The 20,535-nt window shown below is 70.2% G+C and carries 19 protein-coding genes; 10 read left to right on the plus strand and 9 right to left on the minus strand.

Features of this window, described 5'->3' with window-relative positions; all coding sequences use genetic code 11:
* The first annotated feature begins 125 nt into the window (after positions 1 to 125).
* Positions 126 to 1,961, plus strand: coding sequence for a bifunctional metallophosphatase/5'-nucleotidase (locus ACIBK3_RS40705; RefSeq protein WP_399373136.1), 1,836 nt, complete (start codon positions 126 to 128; stop codon positions 1,959 to 1,961).
* Between the two features lie 110 nt (positions 1,962 to 2,071).
* Here ACIBK3_RS40705 and ACIBK3_RS40710 read toward each other — a convergent pair whose 3' ends face one another.
* The 3 genes from ACIBK3_RS40710 to ACIBK3_RS40720 form a co-directional block, all read right to left on the minus strand.
* Complete coding sequence (locus ACIBK3_RS40710) at positions 2,072 to 3,841, minus strand: Imm49 family immunity protein (protein ID WP_399373138.1); 1,770 nt, start codon at positions 3,839 to 3,841, stop codon at positions 2,072 to 2,074.
* Positions 3,842 to 3,934: 93 nt separating this feature from the next.
* Positions 3,935 to 6,019, minus strand: coding sequence for a pectinesterase family protein (locus ACIBK3_RS40715; protein WP_399373139.1), 2,085 nt, complete (start codon positions 6,017 to 6,019; stop codon positions 3,935 to 3,937).
* A 139-nt stretch (positions 6,020 to 6,158) separates the two neighbouring features.
* Entirely contained in the window at positions 6,159 to 7,016 is an 858-nt protein-coding gene (locus tag ACIBK3_RS40720) for a hypothetical protein (RefSeq protein ID WP_399373140.1), read from the minus strand.
* Between the two features lie 375 nt (positions 7,017 to 7,391).
* Between ACIBK3_RS40720 and ACIBK3_RS40725 the strand changes: the two genes are divergently transcribed.
* Positions 7,392 to 7,679, plus strand: coding sequence for a hypothetical protein (locus tag ACIBK3_RS40725; protein ID WP_399373142.1), 288 nt, complete (start codon positions 7,392 to 7,394; stop codon positions 7,677 to 7,679).
* Complete coding sequence (locus tag ACIBK3_RS40730) at positions 7,676 to 8,074, plus strand: hypothetical protein (RefSeq protein WP_399373143.1); 399 nt, start codon at positions 7,676 to 7,678, stop codon at positions 8,072 to 8,074. Before ACIBK3_RS40725 ends, ACIBK3_RS40730 begins: the two co-directional genes overlap by 4 nt.
* Before the next feature lie 6 nt (positions 8,075 to 8,080).
* Here ACIBK3_RS40730 and ACIBK3_RS40735 read toward each other — a convergent pair whose 3' ends face one another.
* The 6 genes from ACIBK3_RS40735 to ACIBK3_RS40760 form a co-directional block, all read right to left on the minus strand.
* Entirely contained in the window at positions 8,081 to 9,544 is a 1,464-nt protein-coding gene (locus ACIBK3_RS40735; protein WP_399373144.1) for a sensor histidine kinase, read from the minus strand.
* On the minus strand, positions 9,541 to 10,275 hold the full coding sequence (locus ACIBK3_RS40740; protein ID WP_399373146.1) for a response regulator transcription factor: 735 nt from the start codon (positions 10,273 to 10,275) through the stop codon (positions 9,541 to 9,543). The genes ACIBK3_RS40735 and ACIBK3_RS40740 overlap by 4 nt, the downstream gene beginning before the upstream one ends.
* A gap of 140 nt (positions 10,276 to 10,415) precedes the next feature.
* Positions 10,416 to 10,625 (minus strand): hypothetical protein, encoded by a 210-nt coding sequence (locus ACIBK3_RS40745; RefSeq protein WP_399373147.1) that lies wholly within the window; start codon positions 10,623 to 10,625, stop codon positions 10,416 to 10,418.
* 51 nt (positions 10,626 to 10,676) lie between these two features.
* Positions 10,677 to 11,774, minus strand: coding sequence for a S1C family serine protease (locus ACIBK3_RS40750; protein ID WP_399373148.1), 1,098 nt, complete (start codon positions 11,772 to 11,774; stop codon positions 10,677 to 10,679).
* 122 nt (positions 11,775 to 11,896) lie between these two features.
* Complete coding sequence (locus ACIBK3_RS40755; RefSeq protein ID WP_399373150.1) at positions 11,897 to 12,919, minus strand: LacI family DNA-binding transcriptional regulator; 1,023 nt, start codon at positions 12,917 to 12,919, stop codon at positions 11,897 to 11,899.
* A gap of 94 nt (positions 12,920 to 13,013) precedes the next feature.
* Complete coding sequence (locus tag ACIBK3_RS40760) at positions 13,014 to 13,793, minus strand: response regulator transcription factor (RefSeq protein WP_399373151.1); 780 nt, start codon at positions 13,791 to 13,793, stop codon at positions 13,014 to 13,016.
* A 170-nt stretch (positions 13,794 to 13,963) separates the two neighbouring features.
* On the opposite strand from ACIBK3_RS40760, the gene ACIBK3_RS40765 reads away from it, so the two are divergent.
* The 7 genes from ACIBK3_RS40765 (at position 13,964) to ACIBK3_RS40795 (ending at position 20,530) form a co-directional block, all read left to right on the plus strand.
* Positions 13,964 to 14,908 carry an alpha/beta hydrolase gene (locus ACIBK3_RS40765; protein WP_399373152.1) on the plus strand — a complete coding sequence of 315 codons (945 nt, stop codon included), beginning with the start codon at positions 13,964 to 13,966 and terminating at the stop codon, positions 14,906 to 14,908.
* 80 nt (positions 14,909 to 14,988) lie between these two features.
* A complete protein-coding gene (locus ACIBK3_RS40770; protein ID WP_399373154.1) occupies positions 14,989 to 15,243 on the plus strand; it encodes a MoaD/ThiS family protein in 255 nt (84 codons plus the stop codon).
* A gap of 2 nt (positions 15,244 to 15,245) precedes the next feature.
* Positions 15,246 to 16,457 carry a hypothetical protein gene (locus ACIBK3_RS40775; RefSeq protein WP_399373156.1) on the plus strand — a complete coding sequence of 404 codons (1,212 nt, stop codon included), beginning with the start codon at positions 15,246 to 15,248 and terminating at the stop codon, positions 16,455 to 16,457.
* 371 nt (positions 16,458 to 16,828) lie between these two features.
* Positions 16,829 to 18,463: an IS200/IS605 family accessory protein TnpB-related protein gene (locus ACIBK3_RS40780; RefSeq protein WP_399373158.1), complete on the plus strand. Its 1,635-nt coding sequence runs from the start codon at positions 16,829 to 16,831 to the stop codon at positions 18,461 to 18,463.
* Positions 18,464 to 18,479: 16 nt separating this feature from the next.
* On the plus strand, positions 18,480 to 19,217 hold the full coding sequence (locus tag ACIBK3_RS40785) for a DUF2993 domain-containing protein (RefSeq protein ID WP_399373159.1): 738 nt from the start codon (positions 18,480 to 18,482) through the stop codon (positions 19,215 to 19,217).
* A gap of 235 nt (positions 19,218 to 19,452) precedes the next feature.
* Positions 19,453 to 19,560, plus strand: coding sequence for an Ms5788A family Cys-rich leader peptide (locus tag ACIBK3_RS40790; protein WP_399373161.1), 108 nt, complete (start codon positions 19,453 to 19,455; stop codon positions 19,558 to 19,560).
* Positions 19,561 to 19,690: 130 nt separating this feature from the next.
* Positions 19,691 to 20,530, plus strand: coding sequence for a sulfurtransferase (locus ACIBK3_RS40795; RefSeq protein WP_399373162.1), 840 nt, complete (start codon positions 19,691 to 19,693; stop codon positions 20,528 to 20,530).
* Positions 20,531 to 20,535 lie beyond the last annotated feature (5 nt).

Genomic DNA, 20,535 nt, shown 5'->3' on the forward strand with positions numbered 1-20,535 from the left:
CGCGAACGCGCCGTGACTTTTCTGTAAGAGTCCTGGTATCCACGAAAGTCTGTCGCGCTACGCGCGTTGACCCTAGGCTGCGCCGGACGGGGGCCCACTTCCACACCTGAATCACAGGGGGGCGTATGCCAGCCACATCCCAACCGCAGCCGGCTCAAGCCGTGCGCCGCAGACGTCGTACTCGCCGGCTCCTCGCCGCTGCCGCCGGTCTCGCCACCGTCGGCGCCCTGGCCGCCGCGCTGCCGGGCACGGCGAGCGCGGGCGAGAACAAAGGCAGGCCCGGCGGTCACGCACCCGGCCGCTACCAGGACGTACAACTGCTGTCCTTCAACGACCTGCACGGCAACCTGGAGCCGCCGTCCGGTTCCTCCGGGCGGGTCACCGAACTCCAGGCGGACGGCACCACGAAGACCATCGACGCGGGCGGCGTCGAGTACCTCGCCACGCATCTGCGTGAGGCCCGCAAGAACAACCCGTACTCCATCACCGCGGCCGGCGGCGACATGGTCGGTGCCTCCCCGCTCATCTCGGGCCTCTTCCACGACGAGCCCACCATCGAGGCGCTGAACAAGCTCGACCTGGACGTCACGTCGGTCGGCAACCACGAGTTCGACGAGGGCGCCAGGGAACTCGGCCGGCTGCAGAACGGCGGCTGCCACCCGACCGCCGGCTGCTACACGGACAAGGAGTTCGAGGGCGCCGACTTCCCCTACCTCGCGGCGAACGTGCTGGACGAGAAGACCGGCAGGCCCATCCTCAAGCCGTACTGGGTGTGGAAGAAGAACGGCGTCAAGGTCGGCTTCATCGGCGTGACCCTGGAGGACACCCCGGGTGTCGTCTCCGCCGAGGGCGTCAAGGGCCTGAAGTTCAAGGACGAGGTCGAGACGATCAACAAGTACGCCAAGGTGCTGCAGGCACAGGGCGTCAAGTCGATCGTGGCCCTCATCCACGAGGGCGGGCTCCCGGCCTCCTCCTCGTACAACTACGACTGCGACGCGTCCGGCGCGGGCAACGGCATCTCCGGCCCGATCGTGGACATCGCCAAGAACATCACGCCGTCGGTGGACGCCCTGGTCACCGGCCACACCCACGCGGCGTACGTCTGCACGATCCCGGACCCGGCGGGCAAGCCGCGCATGGTCACCTCGGCGGCGTCCTTCGGCCGCCTCTACACGGACACCACGCTCACGTACGACCGCTGGACGGGTGACATCGCCCGTACGTCAGTGAAGTCGGCGAAGTCGGCGAACCACGTGGTCACCCGGACCGTCCCCAAGGCGACGGACATGACCGAGCTGATCGGCAAGTGGAACACCCTCGCCGCGCCCATCGGCAACCGCCCGATCGGACACATCTCCGCCGACGTGCCCAACACCGGCACCGAATCGCCGATGGGCGACCTGATCGCCGACGCCCAACTCTGGTACGGCAAGGAACTCGACGCCGGGACCGACCTCGCGCTGATGAACCCCGGCGGGGTCCGGGCCGGCCTCACCTACGCGGCGAAGGGCAGCGAGGGCGACGGCGTGGTGACGTACGCCGAGGGCTTCACCGTGCAGCCGTTCTCCAACACGGTGAACCTCCAGGACTTCACCGGCGCCCAGCTGATCCAGGTCCTCAAGGAGCAGGTCAGCGGCACCAACACGGCATCGCCGAAGATCCTCCAGCCGTCCGCGAACCTGACGTACACGCTGGACCTCACCAAGTCCGGCGCGGACCGGGTCGTCACCGACTCGATCAAGCTGAACGGCACGGCCGTCGACCCGGCCGCCACCTACCGCGTCGCGACGAACAGTTTCCTCGCGGGAGGCGGCGACGGCTTCACCACCCTCGGCCAGGGCACGAACGACCTCGTCGGCACCGACGACCTGACGGCCCTGGAGCAGTACCTCACGGCCAACTCCTCGGCCACCGGCCCGATCGCACCGCCGGCGACGAACCGGATCACGGTTGTTCAGTAGCGGTCACAGGGCAGCAGCCGGAGATCGCCGGCCGTGGTCGGTTTGCTGGTCTTCGGCGCGACCTCGTGGACGGCGTTCCTGACTCACGCGGCGTGCAGCGCGATGAACCCCTAGAACGGCACCGCCGCCCCCAGAATCCGCGCCGGAAGATACGGCGACGACACCCTTATGTTCCAGCCGCGGCGGCGGGCGTGGCAGGTCAACGCCAGGATGTCGAGGTTGATCGCGGCGTCGCAGTCGGTGGCGCGGTCGGCGATGCGGTGGTGGTCGCGGTGGGCTTCGAGGGCGTCGAGGAGGGCCAGGTTGAAGCTTTCCTCGTCGCCTTCGACGAACTGGGAGAAGAGGACCGCGGGGGGCGGCAGGAACACCTGGTTGCGGGACTCCGCGCAGTCCACGAGGGCGCGGTCGGTGGCGGGTTGGGGGTCCTCGCCGCGCAGGTAGTCGTGCAGGGCCTGGCGGTAGGAGGCGAAGGGGGACTTGTCGGGGGAGACGCAGGTCGGGCCCGCGAGGACCAGCGGGGCGAGGTGCTCTCGGCGGCCGGTGATCAGGGCGAGGTTCACCGCGCGGTGCCAGGCGCCCGGCCCGGCGTCCTCGTCGCGGGAGGCGGGGTACGTGACCGTCGTACCGTCGATGCTCACCTCGACGTCGGTGCCGGGCTCCGCCAGCGTCGTACGGAACAGCGCGGCGCCCAGTTCGGCCGCGAGGCGCAGGTTGCCGAGCTGGAGGTCGGTCGCGTCGGCGGCGTGGGAGGCGCGGGTCTTGAAGAGGATCTCCTGGTCGGTGACGGCGTGCGCCAGCTCCCAGGCGGCGAGCGGCTCGCCGGGGACCGGGGTGAAGGCCTCCCGGGTGTACCGCTCGAACTGGGCCTCGCTCTCGGGGCTCAACGGCTGGGGATCCAACGGCCGTTCCAGCTCGACGACTCCGGCGGAGAGTTCGGCCACCGCGTCAGCGCGCCGGTCGCGGCCGTACGGCCCCACCCTCGGCGGCGCGGTCTCGAAGCCGGTGACCAGCGCGTGCGGGAGGTAACCGGAGTCGACCGGTGACGGCCAGCCCTCGCGGCGGTAGCCGAGTGCCGTCAGGGCGAGGGGGAGCAGAGGGAGCAGGCCGGCCGGGCGTGCTCCCGGGCCCGGGGTCTCGCTGAGGGGGAGCAGTAGCCGTACCACCGCCGAACCGAACGTCTCCTGGTCGCCCGCGGTCAGCGCGCGCAGGGCGTGCAGGGCGAGGCTGTGCGGGTGGGCGGCGAGGTCCTCGCCGGTCTCGGCCTCCAGGGTCCGGATGCGGGCGAGTGCCGCGTCGATCGCGGCCAGCTTCTCCTCCGCCGCGGGCGGGTAGTTCGCGGCGGTGTCGGCGGTGTCTCCGGTGTCGCCGACGACGTACGCCATGAAGCCGTTGATCAGCTCGGTGTCCGGCCGTCCGGCCCGCCCGCGCTGCGGCTCCTCGCGGGCGAAGTGGAAGGCCTCGCCGTGCCGTTCGGCCTTGCCGGCGAGGACCGCGAGGCAGAACGCGTCGAGCCACTGCGCGGTGGTGACGGGGGCCGGGCTGCCGTCGGACCCGGCGTCGTAGACCATGCCCCAGTTCACGTAGGTGAGGAACACCTGGAAGGGGTGGTGCGGGAAGTACGCCGCGTACGCCATCGCTCCGGCCGCCGCCTCCACGGCGTCCTCCAGCACCGCCCTCGCCTCCGGGGTGTGCAGATCGGGTGTCTCGACGGACAGCGCGCCCAGGTACTCGACGAACTCCTCCGCGAGCAGCCACCACTCGTACGACGTCACAGGGCCGGCCTTCGACAACGACCGCACCTGCGACCCGATCCGGTGGACGAAGCCCTCCCGCACCGCCGAGACGGCGGCCTCCCCGACCCGGTGCCGCTCTATGCGCACTGTTCCGCTCCCCCGTCGCCTGCCGCGTCCATGATCGGGGCCAAGCCTAGATCGACTGCGGGGCGACGGGGGAGCGGTGGGGAGCGAAGACGTTCAGGAAGCCTTCGGTGTCCAGTCGCCCAGCCAGTCGGCGATCTCCTGGCCGGTCGCCTGGGCGTCGGTCAGCTGGGGGCGGTCGGAGCTCGCCGCGCCCGCGCCCGGGCCGGAGTTGCGGTACTCGGCGAAGCGGTCGTCCTTCCAGGAGAAGCCGCTCATGTCGGTCCAGGGGGTGGTCCTGATCGCCGCGCTGAGCGTGGTGTCGCGGACGGTGGTCTGCGGGTCGAGGGAGGCGTCGCCGCCGGCGTGCCAGGGGCGGCCGAGGTAGAAGGTCCGGTCGGACACGTCACCGTTCACCGTGGAGTTGGCGATCAGGATGCCCTTGCGGTTCGCGGCGGTGCTGGGCGCGGTGACATAGCCGGCCGAGGAGCCGTCCCAGCGCTTCTTCAGCGTGATGACGGACTTGTCGATCACCGTGGTGGCCCGGCCGAAGATGAAGTCGACGTTGCCGATGACGTAGGAGTTGGTCATGTAGACGCGGCCCAGCCGGTCCTTGGCCGCGGTGTCCACCAGCAGGGTGTCCTGGTCGCCGCTGACGATGACCCCGTCGAGGAACACCTTGTCGGCGGCGGTGCGCAGGGCGACGGCCTGGTGGCCGCTCAGGTTCTGGTTCCTGGCCTCGTCGAAGTCGTTGGAGATCGTCAGGTTGCGGGCCTGGAAGTCGTCCGCCTCGACGGCGACGGACGCGCTGCCGCCGGTGCCGTACGTCCCCGAGCCGTCGGGCTTGGGCGTGCCCGACGCGTTGTTGTAGACGATCACCGTGTCCTTGCGGCTGGCGCCGGTGCCCTGGATGGTGACGTGCGGCTTGTTGGCCGGGACCTTGACCAGTTCGCGGTACGTCCCCGGCTTCACGGAGATCACCACCCGCGAGGCGTTGTTCGCCGGTACGGCGTTCACCGCGGCCTGCACGGTCGTGTACTGGCCGCTGCCGTCCTTGGCGACGGTGAGGGTGGTCGCGGCGGCGCCCGTCGCGGACGTCGTGGTGGCCGTGGTTCCGATGGAACTCCTGGGACCCGCCCCGGACTTGAGGAGTGCGGGCACGTCCGCCGTCTTGTCGAGCGTGTACGGGTAGTACGTCTTCGCGTCGAAGGCCGTACCGCCGCTCTCGTTGCGCCCGGTCGTGGAGACGAACGTGTTGCCCTTCTGGACGATCGTCGCGGTGCTGTCCTTGATGACCGGGTTGTTCATACCCTGGAACCAGGAGTTCTCCAGGAGCATCTTCGTCGCGCCGCGCGAGTAGTTGCCGTAGGAGGACTTGATCGTCGTCCCGGCCACGTCCTCCAGGAAGTTGTTGTAGAGGTGCGCGTGGGCGGCGTTGTCCGTCGACGGGTTGCGCTGCTCGGTCTCGCGGATCCAGTTGTGGTGGATCGTGATGTCGGTGACGACGTTGTCGGTCCAGCCGATGCCGAAGGCCTTGTTGTCGTTGCTCAGCTTGTTCCAGGACACGGTCACGTACGTGCTGTCCTTGCGGACGTCGATGAGTCCGTCGGCCATGTTCCGCAGGTCGTTGTGGTCGATCCAGACGTGGTGGGCGCCGTCCATCTGGATCGCGTCGAAGTCGTGCTCCTTGTCGTTCCAGATGCCCTGGTAGGCGTCCCGGATCGTCAGGTTGCGGATGATCACGTTGTGGACGCCGCTGCCGAGGAAGAACCCGCCGCCGACGATCTGCCCGGAGGTCCCGGACCCGACGATGGTCTTGTCCGACGCGACCTTGATCTCTTTCCCGACCGGGTCCATGGTGATGGTCGCGGCGACGACGATGACGTACGGCTCGGCGGCCGTCGCGTACTTCTCCAGGTCGGCGAGCGTCTTCACGGTGACGGTCTTGCCGTCCCGGCCTCCGTACGTGCCGTTCTGTCCCAGCGCGTTGACGGAGGCGAACCCGTCGGCGGTGGCGGTGGCCCACGCGGGGGCGGCGGAGGCGGCGGTCGCGGCGGCGGCCGTGGACCGGGCGGCCTCGCCGAAGACGCCGGCGTCCGCGCCGTAGGCCATGGTCCCGGCGGCGGTCAGCGCGAGGGGTATGCCGACGGTGAGCGCCGTTCTGCGCCTGCGGTGGCGGACCGTGCTGCGGATCTCACTCATGCGGGTTCCGTTCCGTGCGGGGGGATGGACTGCTGTGCAGTCGTCGCCCCGCACGGAATGGTTGCCGCGACCCGCGACCCGCGACCCGCGACCCGCGACCCGCGACCCGCGACCCGCGACCCGCAGTCTGTGAACCGGCCTACTGGACGCAGGACTTGGGGTCCAGCTTCTCCTCCACCTTGTCCTCACGGCCGTCCGGCTGCCCGTTGGGCAGCAGCTTGTCGGAGACGCCGTCGATGTAATAGCCGTACGAGTAGACCGTGTTGTACCCGCGGTCACGCCAACTGTGCACGGTCTGGCGGCCGTCTCCCTTGTTCCACTCGTAGTCCTCGACGTAGAAGACGGGGTTCACCCGCACCACCCGCTGGTACGGCGTCCAGGTCACGGAGACCTGGGTGCACGGCGGGATGGTCTTCTCACTGCGGCGTTCGAAGGACGAGGTCTTCTCCCAGCCCCACTCGTAGCTGAAGCTGCCGCCCGCGCTGCCCGAGAAGATGCTCTTGGCGGCGGAGAGGCCGATCGAGGCGCCGACGCTCTTCTTGGCGAACGTCTTGGTGCTGTAGCTGCTGACGAAGGTCTCCTTGTCGTCCTTCGAACCCCGGTTGCCGATCCACGGCGAGGTGCGGACCGGTTCGCCCTTGACGGACCAGGTGGAGGCCTGGGCGTACCCGCACCAGCCGCGGAACAGTTCCCACGGCCCGGCGGGCTCCCACAGACCGAAGACGTCCCGCAGGTACTCGTCACGGGTCTTGAACTCGCCGGTGTCGACGTTGAGGGCGCCGTACACGCCCGTCAGGCTGCCCTCCTGACCGCAGAGCCGCTCGATCATGAGGTCGGTGTCGCCGGGGTCGGTCCCCCGGATGTTCGTCGCGCCGCCGGGCCCGGCGCCGGCCGCCTGCGCGGTACCGGCCCCGGCCAGCAGGCCGGTCAGGGCGAGGGCGGCGGAAGCGGTGACCAGGGCGCTCTTCTTGAATCTCGGTATCCGGATGAGTCGCATTGGGGGGTGGCTCACTCCTGTGTGCTGGTGCACAGGTGCATACGTGGGGGCACCTGTCTGACAGCCCAGGAACATGGCAGAGAACCCGCCAGTAGGGTCGGAATCGCGAGACGTGTGACAGGACATTGACAGGAAGGTGGGGGCGCCTGTCGGTCTTTGCCCGCTTACGTCAGCAACTCGGCCGGCCCGTCCGCGAACCGGATGATCCAGTCCAGCCGCTGACCGCCGCGCGCTACCCGGATGTTGCCGGGGTGCGGACACCGCACGGACCCCTGGCTCAGCTCCTCACCGGCGTACTCGGCGAGGTGGACACGTTCGGGTGACGAGAGTGCATCACGGTGTCCCCACGGACCATGATGTGGCTATGGTGAAACCATGGCGGAGAACACGACCATTCAGGTGTCCCGGCAGGCCCGCGACCACCTCGCCCAGGTCGCCAAGGAGCGCGGGATGACCCTGGGGCAGCTCGTCGAGCAGTTGGCCTCGGAGCAGCCCACGGCGGCGCAGATCACGGAGCGGGTGGCGGCGGACCGGAACGTCGTGCGGGAGACGATCGGCGTGGACATCAGCGACGTGGAATTCGACCAGGCGCCTGACATCCTCGGCAACATCTACCGCATCGCGGCCGAGAAGGTCCGTGCGGCACGGGGCGCCGCTGCGTGATCGTCCTGGACACCGCTGCCACTCTTGCCCTCGCTCAGGGGCACAAGACGCTGAACCTCCTCGCCGGGAACATGGCACGTACTCCCGGCGATCTTCTCAGGATTCCCGCCCTGTGCCTCATGCAGGCGGAGTCGGCGGACGCGGGTGCCGCCGGGCGGGTACTCGCCTTCTCCTCGGTCGTTGTCGACCCCCTCGACACGACCGCCTCGGTCACTGTCGGCACCATGATCCGTGATGGCTACGGCGGCGCGGACACATGCCACGCCCTGTACTGCGCACTGCCGCGGACCGAATTCGCTGGGATGTCGATCCTGCTCACGGACCGGGAACAGCACTACCCGCCCGGCGTGGTCACCGTCGACATCGACTCGCCAGGCATGCTCGGCTTCCACTGAGCGGCGTCACGGAACCTCCGGCGGAGCCACAGGTGCCCCCGGCAACCGCACCGTCGCCACCGTCCCGCCGCCCTCGGCGTGGGCCAGGGTGACCTCGCCGCCCGCCTGCTGGATCGTGCGGGCGACGATGGACAGGCCGAGGCCGGAGCCCGGCAACGCACGCGCTGACGGGGAGCGCCAGAAGCGGTCGAAGACGTGGGGGAGTTCGTCGGCGGGGATGCCGGGGCCGTGATCGCGGACCGTCAACACGCCCTCGCTCAGCCGGACCTCGATCGTGCCGCTCGCGGGGCTGAACTTCACCGCGTTGTCGAGGATGTTGACGATCGCCCGTTCCAGGGCCGAGGGCTCCGCCCGTACGTACCAGGGCTGGAGATCGGCGGTGATGGTCAGCTCCGGTCCGCGGAGCCGGGCGCGACGGAGGGCGGACTCCACCGTGTCCCGCAGCGAGACCACCTGGACGCGCTCGCCCCGCTGCCCCTCCGAGCGGGACAGCTCCTGAAGGTCGCCGATCAGGGCGGCCAACTCGGTCATCTGCGCCTTCACCGAGGCGAGCAGCGCCTTGCGGTCGGCCGGGGGGATCGGGCGCCCCGTTTCCTCGCTGCGGGTGAGGAGTTCGATGTTGGTACGCAACGACGTCAGGGGCGTACGGAGTTCGTGGCCCGCGTCCGCGATGAGCTGTTGCTGGAGCTCGTGGGAGCTGGCCAGGGACGAGGTCATCGAGTTGAAGGAACGGGAGAGACGGGCGACTTCGTCCTCGCTGTCCTCCTCCACGGGGATGCGGATGGTCAGGTCCTCGGTGCGTGCCACCTCTTCGACGGCTTCCGTGAGCTTGTCGATCGGACGCAGGCCCGCACGGGCGACCGCGAGGCCGGCTGCTCCGGCGCCGATTACTCCGACTCCGGAGACGAGGAGCAGGATCAGGGCGAGGTCGTTGAGGGTGGACTGGGTGTTCTTCAGGGGGACCGCGACGACGAGAGCCGTGTCGGGATAGGGCACGGGAAGCGTGCCGGGGCCCTGGCTGACGAGCAGGGGGATGGTCAGTACGCGTACCGCGTTGCCGTCCTTGTCGGTGCCGTTGCGGAACGTGCCCTCCCCGGGGGCGGCGTGCTTGATCACGTCCTTGTCGGCGTCGGCGATCTCGACCGTCCCCTCCGAGTTCGACGAGACGCAGGACTTCCCGTCCGACTCGACCAACTGGAGGTACACGCTGTTGTGTGCCCGGAGGTCGCTGGCCTGCTCCGCCTGCGGAGCCTGTGGGCAAGCGCGGAGCAGGAGTTGGACATCGCCGAGTTGCTGCGGCTTCGCTCCCTGTTGCAGATCCGCGTCGAGCTGGTCGTACAGCTTGCCCTGAACGATGAACCAGCAGGTCACTGCCACCGCCGCCACCGCGAACGCCACCGCCGACGCCACCAGCAGCGCCAGTCGGGACCGGATCGGCAGGGAGCGGAACCGGCGTACGACCTTCCTCACTCCGCGCCGCCCTGTCGCAGCACGTACCCCACACCTCGCACCGTGTGCACGAGGCGCGGCTCGCCGCCCGCCTCGGTCTTGCGCCGCAGGTACATCACGTACACGTCCAGTGAGTTCGACGACGGTTCGAAGTCGAATCCCCAGACCGCCTTCAATATCTGCTCGCGGGTGAGGACCTGGCGCGGGTGGGCCATGAACATCTCAAGGAGCGTGAACTCCGTGCGGGTCAGCTCCACCGGCCGCCCGCCCCGCCTGACCTCACGTGTCGCGAGGTCCATGCGCAGGTCGGCGAAGGTGAGCGCGTCGTCCTCCGCCGCCCCCGCTCCGGCCGCCGCGGCGTACGAGCTGCGGCGCAGCAGCGCGCGGACGCGGGCGAAGAGTTCGTCGAGTTCGAAGGGCTTGACCAGGTAGTCGTCCGCCCCGGCGTCCAGCCCCGTGACCCGGTCGCCGACCGTGTCGCGGGCGGTGAGCATCAGGATCGGTGTCGTGTCGCCGGCCCCGCGGATGCGCCGCGCGGCCGTCAGGCCGTCCATGCGCGGCATCTGGATGTCCAGGACCACCAGGTCGGGCTGGTACGCGGTCGCCTTCTCCAGGGCGTCCGCGCCGTCGACCGCGACCTCCGTGTTGTAGCCCTCGAAGGCCAGGCTGCGCTGGAGTGCTTCGCGCACGGCCGGCTCGTCGTCGACGATCAGGATGCGCTGGGTGTCACGGTCGCCTTCGGCGGGGCTCATGGGCGTGGATTCCTCGGGTGCGGTGGGACGGGCGGGCCGACCTCGACGGTCGCTTTCAGCCTCGCACGGTTCCCGCCTGGTGCTGACGGAAGAGCTGACGGAAAAGCCTGCGGGAGCGTCGGCGGAAGCGTCGGACGCGATCAGCCGCGTACGGGACGGCGGCGGCCGCGCGCCGCGGTCGCGGTGGTCACCGTGGTCCCAGTGGTCGCCGCACGGCGGCCCGTGCCGTGCGCGGTCGCCACCTCCGGTGCCCGCCCCTCCGGCGCGTGCAGCTCGTACGCCACCTCGAGGGCCAGGGCGAGGCCGGCCGGGTCGGTGCCGGCCACCGGGTGCGAAACCTGCTTGATCATGACGTGCTCCTCACGAGGTCGCTGCCGCTGTCACCTGCCGACCGCCGGCCGTCAGCTGTCCGAACCGCCGGCCCGCAGCGTGGCGAGGTCGGCCTTGACGGTGTTGATCGGGATGGCGAAGCCGAGGCCCACGCTGCCCGCGTCGGAGGAGGACGATCCGGCGGCGGCCGAGTACATCGCCGAGTTGATCCCGATGATGTCGCCGTTCATGTCGATCAGTGCGCCGCCGGAGTTGCCGGGGTTGAGCGAGGCGTCCGTCTGGAGCGCCTTGTACGTCGTCGTGGACGAGCCGGTGTCGCCGTTGAACTGCCGGCCGCCGAACTCGAACGGCCACTGGCCGTTGCCGCCCTGCTGCTGTTGCTGCTGTCCGCCCTCGTCGGTGGAGACGGTGACGTCACGGTTCAGGGCGGAGACGATGCCGCTGGTGACGGTGCCGGTCAGACCCTCGGGAGAGCCGATCGCGACGACCTGGTCGCCGACCTGGACGCCGGAGGAGTCGCCGAGGGTGGCCGTCGTGAGGCCGGAGGCGTTCTCCAGCTTGATCAGGGCGAGGTCTTTCTTGCTGTCGGTGCCGACGACCTTCGCGGTGTACGTCTTGCCGTCGCTCGTCCTCACCTTGACCGAGTTCGCGCCGGAGACGACGTGGTTGTTGGTGATGATCTCGCCGTCACCGGTGATGATCACGCCGGAGCCGGTGGACTCGCCCGCGTTCGAGGCGGCGTTGATCTCGACGATGCTCGGGCTGACCGCCTTGGCGACCCCGGCGACCGTGCCCCTGTCGGCGGAGGGCACCACGTTGGTGCTGGTGCCGCTGCTCGCGGTGACCGTGTCGGTGCCGGTCAGCTCCTGGATGCCGTACGCGGTCCCGCCGCCTATCGCCGCGGCGACGATCGCCACGGCCGCGAGCAGCGAGACCGGACCCCGGGCGCGCTTCCTGGGCGCGGCGTGCTCCGGCGCGGACCCGGAGAAGGCGGGCGGCTGGGCCGGCGGGGGCGGCCACTCGGGGTTCACCGGGGTCACGGGATTCGTGGCGGCGGCGGAGTGCTGCTGCTGGGGGTACGCCGACTGCACGGGGACGGGGGCCTCGTTGCCGTGCCCCTGGGGGTTCGGGTTCTCGTACTCGCCACTGCGGCGGAAGCTCTCGGTCATGTCACACAGCTTGTCCGGCGACCATGAGAGCTCCCTGAGTGCCGGCTGAGAAGCCCGGCAGAACCTCGTTCGCCCGATATAAAGAGGCTTCTGGCAGCTCGCTCGGCTCTTTCAGCGAGCTCTCACACACACCCGCACGACTTCCGCACCACCAACCGCGAAGGAAACTGCTTCAACCGCTCCCGCCGGGACCCGGCCACCCGCAGCCCGTCGTCCAGTACGAGGTCCACGGCGGCCCGTGCCATCGCGGAGCGGTCCGAGGCGATCGTGGTCAGCGGCGGGTCGGCGAGCGCCGCCTCCTTGATGTCGTCGAAGCCGGCCACCGCCAGCTTCTCCGGTACGTCGATGCGCAGCTCGCGGGCCGCGCGCAGGACACCGATGGCCTGGTCGTCGGTGGAGCAGAAGATCGCGGGCGGCCGCCGGGGCCCGGAGAGAATGCCGAGCGCCACTTGGTAGGCGTCGTAGCGGTTGTACGGCGCCTCGAAGAGCCGCCCCTCGGTGGACAGCCCGGCCTCCCGCATCGCGCGCCGCCAGCCCTCGACGTGGTCGGAGACGGGGTCGCCGACAGCGGGGGTGTCCGCGGTGCCGCCCATGCAGGCGACGTAGTCGTAGCCGTGCTCCAGCAGGTGGCGGACGGCGAGCTGGGCGCCGCCCAGGTCGTCCGTGACGACGGCGACGTCGTCGATGGCCTCCGGCCGCTCGTGCAGCAGCACCACCCGGGCGTCCCAGGCGTCGATCTCGGCGGCGGCGTTGTCGTTCAGCGCGTGGCTGACGAGGATCAGGCCGGAGACCCGCATGCCGAGGAAGGCGCGCAGGTAGTGGACCTCGCGCTCGCCGACGTAGTCGGAGTTGCCGACCAGGACCATCTTTCCGCGCTCGGACGCCGCCTGTTCGACCGCGTGCGCCATCTCCCCGAAGAAGGGCTGGCGCGCGTCCGGCACGATCAGGCCTATGAGGTCCGTGCGCCGCGAGGCCATCGCCTGGGCGACCCGGTCGGGGCGGTAGCCCAGTTCCTTGATCGCGGCGAGGACACGCTCGCGCGTGGCCGGGGCGACCGGCCGGGGTCCGTTGTTGATGACATAGCTGACGACGGCGGTGGACGTCCCCGCCAGTCGCGCCACGTCATCCCTGGTTACCTTGGCCACGCGCGGAGTCTACGCGGATGGACCCGCTCTGGGCAGGGCGTACGGATGCCTCCCGGAGCGGACGCGCGCGGGAGCGATGCCCTGCCCAGGCCCACTACGCCTCCGCCGCGATCTCGGCGGCGTCCAGTGCGTCCGTGTCGTCCGTATCCTCCGTGTTTGCGGGGGCCGTCCTGGGCTTCGCGTCCTCCGTGGCGCGCTCGCCCTTCTCCGGAGTAACGAATCGATAACCGACGTTCCGGACGGTCCCGATCAGCGACTCGTGCTCGGGCCCGAGCTTGGCGCGCAGGCGTCGTACGTGCACGTCGACGGTCCTGGTGCCGCCGAAGTAGTCGTAGCCCCAGACCTCCTGGAGGAGCTGCGCGCGGGTGAAGACGCGGCCGGGGTGCTGGGCGAGGTACTTCAGGAGCTCGAACTCCTTGAAGGTGAGGTCGAGGACCCGGCCCTTGAGTTTGGCGGAGTAGGTCGCCTCGTCGACCGAGAGGTCGCCGTTGCGGATCTCCATGGGGGAGTCGTCGTTGACGATCTGCTGGCGGCCCATGGCCAGACGCAGGCGCGCCTCGACCTCGGCCGGTCCGGCCGTGTCCAGCAGGACGTCGTCGATGCCCCAGTCGGCGGTGACGGCCGCGAGGCCGCCCTCGGTCACGACAAGGATGAGCGGACAGCCGGGCCCGGTGGACCGCAGCAACTGGCACAGGCTGCGGACCTGCGGCAGATCACGGCGCCCGTCGATCAGAATGACGTCGGCACCCGGGGTGTCGACGAGGGCGGGGCCCTCCGCCGGAGCCACGCGCACGTTGTGCAGCAGCAGGCCGAGAGCGGGAAGCACCTCCGTCGACGGCTGGAGGGCATTGGTCAGGAGCAGCAGAGAACTCATATGTCTGGTTCCTCCTCGGTCCCTGCGAGGACGTGTGCGGTGCGGCACTACTCTGCGATCCCGGGGCCCCGTACACCTGCGGTTTCCCGCGTCGTATACAACGCTTCCGAAAGCACAAAAGGACCCGGGGGCTACGCTGCCCGAGTCCTCTGTCCAGGAGAATAGCCCACATGAGCACGGGTTCGGCAGGTCATGTGGCGCGTTCCACCCAACGTCCGCACTCTGAGACGAGCAGACGTACCCCTTTGCGGACGTTTCTGCACACCGCCGATGGTGTGACGATCGATTCCGTATACGACCCGGGGGATGCCGTATACGACGCCTCGACGTCACCTCCCGGCGATCCGGGGTTCAATCCGGCGGGTGATCCGGGGCTCCGTCCGGCGGGTGATCCGGCGGGCGCTCCGGTGTTCGTGATCGCGCACGGGTTCACCGGCGATGTGGACCGTCCGCACGTCCGCCGGGTGGCGGCCGCGTTCGCGCGGTACGGCGCCGTGGTCACCTTCTCCTTCCGGGGCCACGGCGCCTCCGGCGGGCACTCGACGGTCGGCGACCGGGAGGTGCTGGACCTCGCGGCGGCGGTCGAGTGGGCCCGTTCGCTCGGGCACCGGCGCGTGATCACCGTCGGCTTCTCCATGGGCGGCTCGGTCGCCCTGCGGCACGCCGCGCTCTACGGCCCGAACCCGCCCGAGCAGGAGCGGGTGCACAGGGGGCGCGCGGATGCGGCGACGGACGCCGTGGTCTCGGTGAGCGCCCCCGCCCGCTGGTACTACCGGGGCACGGCCCCCATGCGCCGCCTCCACTGGCTGGTGACCCGCCCCGCGGGGCGCCTGGTGGGCCGCTACGGCTTCCGTACGCGCATCCACCACCGCGAGTGGAACCCCGTACCCGTGTCCCCGGTGGAGGCGGTCCCGAGGATCGCGCCGACGCCGCTGCTGATCGTGCACGGCGACATCGACGGCTACTTCCCGCTCGACCACCCCCGCATGCTGGCCGCCGCAGCGGGCGACCACGCCGAACTCTGGCTGGAGCCCGGCATGGGCCACGCGGAACACGCCTCCGGCGACGGGCTGCTCGCCCGCATCGGGGACTGGGCTGTCGGCCGGGCGGGCTAGCCTGGCCGTGTACACGGCCGACTGACGGCCCGTTGACGGGCCATAGACGGCCGACGATCGCCGATTGATTGAGGAACCGGATGGCGAAGGTCACGGTGCGCTACTGGGCCGCCGCGAAGGCCGCGGCCGGCGTCGCCGAGGAGCTGTTCGACGCGGACACCCTCGCCGAGGCGCTGGACGCCGTGCGCGGGCGACACCCCGGCGAACTTCCGCGCGTCCTGCGGCGATGCTCGTTCCTCGTCGACGGTGACCCCGTGGGCACCCGCGCACATGAGACGGTACGGCTGGCCGACGGCGGCACGGTCGAGGTGCTCCCGCCGTTCGCAGGAGGGTGACGATGACCGACCAGCCGTACCAGGGACCGTACGAGGGGTCGTACGAAGGCTCGTACGACGGGCAGCAGTACCAGGGGCAGCAGTACGACGGACAGCAGCACCAAGGGCAGCACCAGGGGCAGCAGCACCAGGGCTACGACCTCTACTGGCAGCAGGCCTACGAGGAGCCGCAGGCCGCCCAGCAGTACACGCAGCAGTGGCAGGGGCAGACCTGGGAGACACAGGTGCACGCATCCGTGCAGCCGGGTCCGCCGGTGCCGCCCGCCGAGACGGCGTATCTGCCGCAGCAGGGGCCCGCGGAGCAGCCGGCCTCCGCTTCCTACTCGCCCTACCCGGCGCAGCAGCCGCAGACCCCTCAGCAGCCGCAGCCTCAGGCCCCCCCGCCGCAGCCACCGGCGGCGGCCGGGGATCCGGCCGCCCCTTCCTACGGCCCCGCCACCGTCGTCGGCAACGCGCGCGTCACGGACGCCCAGCGGGCCCGCCTCGAAGGCCGTTCCCCGGTCATCGAACCCGGCATGCAGCCCGCCGCGCTCACCGGGCTCCTCGGGCTGCTGCTCTCCGGTACGGCGGCCATCGGGTCGTACGCCCTCCTCGTACCGCTCGTCGTCCTCCAGGCGGTGACGGCGGCCGGCTGGTTCCGGCTGAACGGGATGTGGCCCGCCCGGCAGGGCATCGCGCTGGCGTTCCTCGGGGCGCTGGTGGCGGACGCCGCGCTGCTCGTGGCCGGACGGGAGAACGGGCCCGCCGCGATCCTGGGCACGCTGGGCGTGTGGGTGCTGCTCTCCCTCGTCCTCCAACTGCGTTCGCACGCCGAGCCGGACGAGCGGATGTACGGCCTGATGGCCACCGTCGCCTCGGCGGCCCTGGCCATCGTCGCGACCGGACACCTCGCGGCCGACCCGGACGCGGTCACCGTGGGCGCCGCCGCGGTGGCGGTCGCCGTCCTGGCCCGGGCGCTGCCCCTGCCCACCCCGGTCTCCGTGCTCGTCTCGCTGCTCGCCGCGGCGGGGGCGGGCATCGCGGTCGGCGGGATGACCGGCCTGGGCGAGAAGGGCGCGCTGCTGGGCGCGGGCGCGGCGGTGTGCGCGCTGATCGGACACCGGGTGGCGAGCTACGACTACCCGTCGAGGTTCGTGCACTTCACGGCGGGCGTGGCGCTGCCGCTGGCCGCGGCGGCACCGGCCGTGTATGTGCTGGGGCGGGCGCTGGGGTAGGACCGCCGGCGGATCAGGTCCTGCGGGTCACCAGGGGTTCCTGAGGGGCGTCGCCGAGGCCCGGTGCCTGTCCTGGCCTGTCCTGTCCTGTCACAGATGATCGACAATTCCCCGAACCGCACAGCGGTCGGGGTCGGGAACTGCTGCCGGTTTACCGAGCGTAAGTGCCTTCTGGTCAGTGTGAGTGAGTGTCCGTGCTGGATGCACATGTTCCGTTGTGCGTCCAGCAGTGTGTCCTCCGGCCTGGGATGTCCTGTGGTCGTTTATTGTCGGGAGGGGAACGGGGGTTCCTGAGTCGAATGGGTGACCTTTGCGGGGGCTGCTCGTTGACTGCGGTGACGGGGAGCTTCGGCAGGGCGGGAGGGGAGCGGGTGGGTGCGCTGCGGGAGTTGGCGGCGTCGTTCGTGGTGCCCGGCCCGGCCGGGGTGGCTGTTCGGGCCCGGCTGCGGGTGAGCGAGCCGGACGCAACCGTTCTCACCGAGGTGGGCGTGTACCTGGGGTCGCTGGCTGCCGGGGATCTCGCCGAGCGCTGTGGGCAGGGGTTGGCGCATGATGCGGCCTCGTGGGCGGTGCGGAAACGGTCGCTGACGGGGAGGTCGTCGGCGCGGTGGGCGGGGAGTATCACCAAGGCCACCCATGATCAGTGGGCGCTGGCGCGGCGCGGGCAGGCCGCCCATGTGGCGTGGCTGCGTGGGCAAATCTCGTCCATCGAGGCGCGGCTGGCCCGGCCGCTGGGCGCCAAGGCGGACAGGCGGGAAGGGCTGGCGCGCGGGTATGCATCACGCGTGGAGTGGCATGCCAAGTCTCGCCGCCTGCAGATGCTCAAGGACCGGCTGACGGTGGTGGAGGCCGAGTGGGCGGCGGGCCGCGTCCGGGTGGTGCGCGGCGGCAAACGCCTCGCCCACACCCGCCACCACCTGCAGGCGGCCGGACTGAGTGAGCAGGCGTGGCGGGAGCGGTGGCGTTCGGAGCGGATGTTCCTCGCCGCCGACGGGGAGTCCGGCAAGCGCTTCGGCAACGAGACGATCCGGGTCACCGACACCGGACAGGTCTCCCTCAGACTCCCGGCCCCGCTGGCCCACCTGGCCAACGCACCGCACGGCCGCTACCTGCTGGACACGACCGTGACGTTCCGGCACCGGGGGCAGGAGTGGCGCGACCGGATAACCGCGAACCGGGCGGTGGCCTACCGCATCCACCACGACCCCGTACGCGGCCGCTGGTACGTCACCGCCTCCTGGCAGCGCGCCACCGCCCCCGTCCTGCCAATGGAAGCGGCGCTGGCCCGGGGCGTGGTGGCGGTGGACATGAACGACGACCACCTCGCCGCCTGGCACCTGGAAGTACACGGCAACCCAGTCGGTGAACCACAACGGTTCTTCTACGACCTGAGCGGCAGTACGGAGCATCGGGACGCGCAGATCCGGCACACGCTGACACGGCTGCTGCACCACACCCGGCGCTGTGAGGCGTCCGCGATCGCCATCGAGGACCTCGACTTCACCGACGGCACAAGCCGTGAGAAGCACGGCCGCAACAAACGCTTCCGCCGCCTCATCTCCCGCTTTCCCACCGCCAAACTCAAAGCCCGCCTCGTGTCGATGGCCGCCGAACAGAACGTGGCGGTCGTGGCGGTCGACCCGGCCTACACCAGCCGGTGGGGTGCCCAGCACTGGCAGAAACCGCTGACCACCCCACGACGCACAATGTCCCGGCACGATGCGGCAAGCGTCGCCGTCGGGCGACGCGCCCTCGGATATCCGATCCGGCGACGGACGGCACCGCCCCCACACGACCAGAGCGATCGTGTGGGGCATCGGACCGCCCAGGCCCGACCGGACACCCGTGGGCGTGAGGAAACCCGCCCCCACATTCCCGGACCGCGCACCGGATGCGCGCCGCCCGGCCGTGGAGCGAAAGCGGGCGACCAGGATGCCCAACACCGTTCGGGGCACCCGGCTGAGCACGGGTCCTCGCAACAGGACCCACTCCCACTCAGTCTTTAGGAACGGTAATCACCGCATGCGCGCCCTGCGAATCCTGCTGATCCTCGTCGTGATCCTCGGCGGCCTCTTCGTGATCGCCGACCGCGTCGCGGTCAACTTCGCGGAGGGCGAGGTCGCGGACAAGCTGAAGGCCAGCGAGAACCTGGCCGCCACCCCGGACGTCTCCATCAAGGGCTTCCCGTTCCTCACCCAGGTGGCCGGCGGCGAACTGGACGACGTCGAGGTCGGCATCGACGGCTACGAGGCGGACACCGGCACCAGGAGTGGAACGATCCGTATCGACGACCTCCGCGCCGACATGAAGGGCGTCGTCTTCTCCGGCGACTACAGCTCCGCCACCGCGGCCACCGCCACCGGCACCGCGTCGATCACCTACGCCGAACTGCTCAAGGCGGCGAAGTCCGAGCCCACCCAGGTCGCCCCCGGCGTCACCGCCAACATCGTCGGCCTCTCCGACGGCGGCAACGGCAAGATCAAGGTCGAGGTCGACGCGACGGTCCTCGGCACCAAGCTGCCGAAACCGGTCTACGTGCTGAGTACGGTCACCGTCCAGGGCGACACCGTGAAGGTGCACGCCGACTCGCTGCCCTCGTTCGGCTCTGCCGAACTCGCCGAGAACCGGGTGCGGACGATCACCGACTTCGAGCAGAAGATCGAGGGTCTGCCCGGCGGCATCAAGCTGGACAGTGTGCAGGCGGCGAAGAGTGGTGTGGAGATCACGGTGAAGGGTTCGGGCGTCAGGCTGGCGGGGTAGGACGGACCGGGTAATGGCCGGCCGTCGGTCACGGGCCACCACCCATCACCCACCACCCGCCGTCCGAGTGACGAGACGACTGTGTCCGTAGCGTAGATGTGAGCACAGGCGCATCCGCCCCCCAGTCGCGGACCACGGCCTGGGGCGACCTCTTCTTCTCACATCCCGGACGATCGCGTCTCAAGATACGACACACCGGTGACACGCCCGCCTGTCCGTCCCTACGATCGAGCCCATGCGGTGTTCGACGAGCGTCCTCCGGTCGCGGGGACAGGCGGATCTGACGAAGCGGCGGGCAGTAGACCTGTGCCGCGTCGCCGCCATGCTCTGTCGACCCTTCTGAGCGGAAGCACCGACTTCCGCATCCCCGACGCCCTGCCCAGGGCATCCGTGCGCGCATGCCCCTGACGGCCTGCACGCGCACGCCTCTCGACTCGCACGCCCCGCCGTAACTGCCCCGGAGGAGAAAGAGCATGAGCCGCAGCGACGTCCTGGTTGACGCCGACTGGGTGCAGGAGCACCTGGACGACCCCACCATCGCGATCGTCGAGGTGGACGAGGACACGTCCGCCTACGAGAAGAACCACATCCGCAACGCGATCCGCATCGACTGGACCCAGGACCTCCAGGACCCGGTCCGCCGTGACTTCATCGACCAGGAGGGCTTCGAGAAGCTCCTGTCGGCGAAGGGCATCGCCAACGACACGCTGGTGATCCTCTACGGCGGCAACAACAACTGGTTCGCGTCCTACGCCTACTGGTACTTCAAGCTGTACGGCCACGAGAACGTCAAGCTTCTCGACGGCGGCCGCAAGAAGTGGGAGCTGGACGCCCGCGAGCTGGTCGAGGAGGTCCCGGAGCGTCCGGCGACCACCTACCAGGCCAAGCCGCAGAACACCGCGATCCGCGCCTTCCGTGACGACGTCGTCGCCGCGATCGGCTCGCAGAACCTGGTCGACGTCCGCTCGCCCGACGAGTTCTCCGGCAAGCTGCTCGCCCCGGCCCACCTGCCGCAGGAGCAGTCGCAGCGTCCGGGGCACGTCCCGTCCGCGCGCAACATCCCGTGGTCGAAGAACGCCAACGACGACGGCACCTTCAAGTCGGACGAGGAGCTCAAGGAGCTCTACGCCGAGGAGCAGGTGGACCTGGCCAAGGACACCATCGCGTACTGCCGCATCGGTGAGCGCTCGGCCCTGACCTGGTTCGTCCTGCACGAGCTGCTCGGTGTCGAGAACGTCAAGAACTACGACGGCTCGTGGACCGAGTACGGCTCCCTCGTCGGCGTCCCGATCGAGCTCGGCGCCAACAAGTAAACCCC

It is taken from the genome of Streptomyces sp. NPDC050287, from assembly GCF_044459385.1.
Taxonomy (GTDB): domain Bacteria; phylum Actinomycetota; class Actinomycetes; order Streptomycetales; family Streptomycetaceae; genus Streptomyces.

Excerpts from the sequence above, each read along its gene's own strand:
- ACIBK3_RS40705 (WP_399373136.1), top strand. The coding sequence starts at position 126 with ATGCCAGCCACATCCCAACCGCAGCCGGCTCAAGCCGTGCGCCGCAGA.
- ACIBK3_RS40715 (WP_399373139.1), bottom strand. The coding sequence starts at position 6,019 with ATGAGTGAGATCCGCAGCACGGTCCGCCACCGCAGGCGCAGAACGGCG.
- ACIBK3_RS40720 (WP_399373140.1), bottom strand. The coding sequence starts at position 7,016 with ATGCGACTCATCCGGATACCGAGATTCAAGAAGAGCGCCCTGGTCACC.
- ACIBK3_RS40725 (WP_399373142.1), top strand. The coding sequence starts at position 7,392 with ATGGCGGAGAACACGACCATTCAGGTGTCCCGGCAGGCCCGCGACCAC.
- ACIBK3_RS40740 (WP_399373146.1), bottom strand. The coding sequence starts at position 10,275 with ATGAGCCCCGCCGAAGGCGACCGTGACACCCAGCGCATCCTGATCGTC.
- ACIBK3_RS40745 (WP_399373147.1), bottom strand. The coding sequence starts at position 10,625 with ATGATCAAGCAGGTTTCGCACCCGGTGGCCGGCACCGACCCGGCCGGC.
- ACIBK3_RS40750 (WP_399373148.1), bottom strand. The coding sequence starts at position 11,774 with ATGACCGAGAGCTTCCGCCGCAGTGGCGAGTACGAGAACCCGAACCCC.
- ACIBK3_RS40760 (WP_399373151.1), bottom strand. The coding sequence starts at position 13,793 with ATGAGTTCTCTGCTGCTCCTGACCAATGCCCTCCAGCCGTCGACGGAG.
- ACIBK3_RS40765 (WP_399373152.1), top strand. The coding sequence starts at position 13,964 with ATGAGCACGGGTTCGGCAGGTCATGTGGCGCGTTCCACCCAACGTCCG.
- ACIBK3_RS40770 (WP_399373154.1), top strand. The coding sequence starts at position 14,989 with ATGGCGAAGGTCACGGTGCGCTACTGGGCCGCCGCGAAGGCCGCGGCC.
- ACIBK3_RS40775 (WP_399373156.1), top strand. The coding sequence starts at position 15,246 with ATGACCGACCAGCCGTACCAGGGACCGTACGAGGGGTCGTACGAAGGC.
- ACIBK3_RS40785 (WP_399373159.1), top strand. The coding sequence starts at position 18,480 with ATGCGCGCCCTGCGAATCCTGCTGATCCTCGTCGTGATCCTCGGCGGC.
- ACIBK3_RS40790 (WP_399373161.1), top strand. The coding sequence starts at position 19,453 with ATGCGGTGTTCGACGAGCGTCCTCCGGTCGCGGGGACAGGCGGATCTG.
- ACIBK3_RS40795 (WP_399373162.1), top strand. The coding sequence starts at position 19,691 with ATGAGCCGCAGCGACGTCCTGGTTGACGCCGACTGGGTGCAGGAGCAC.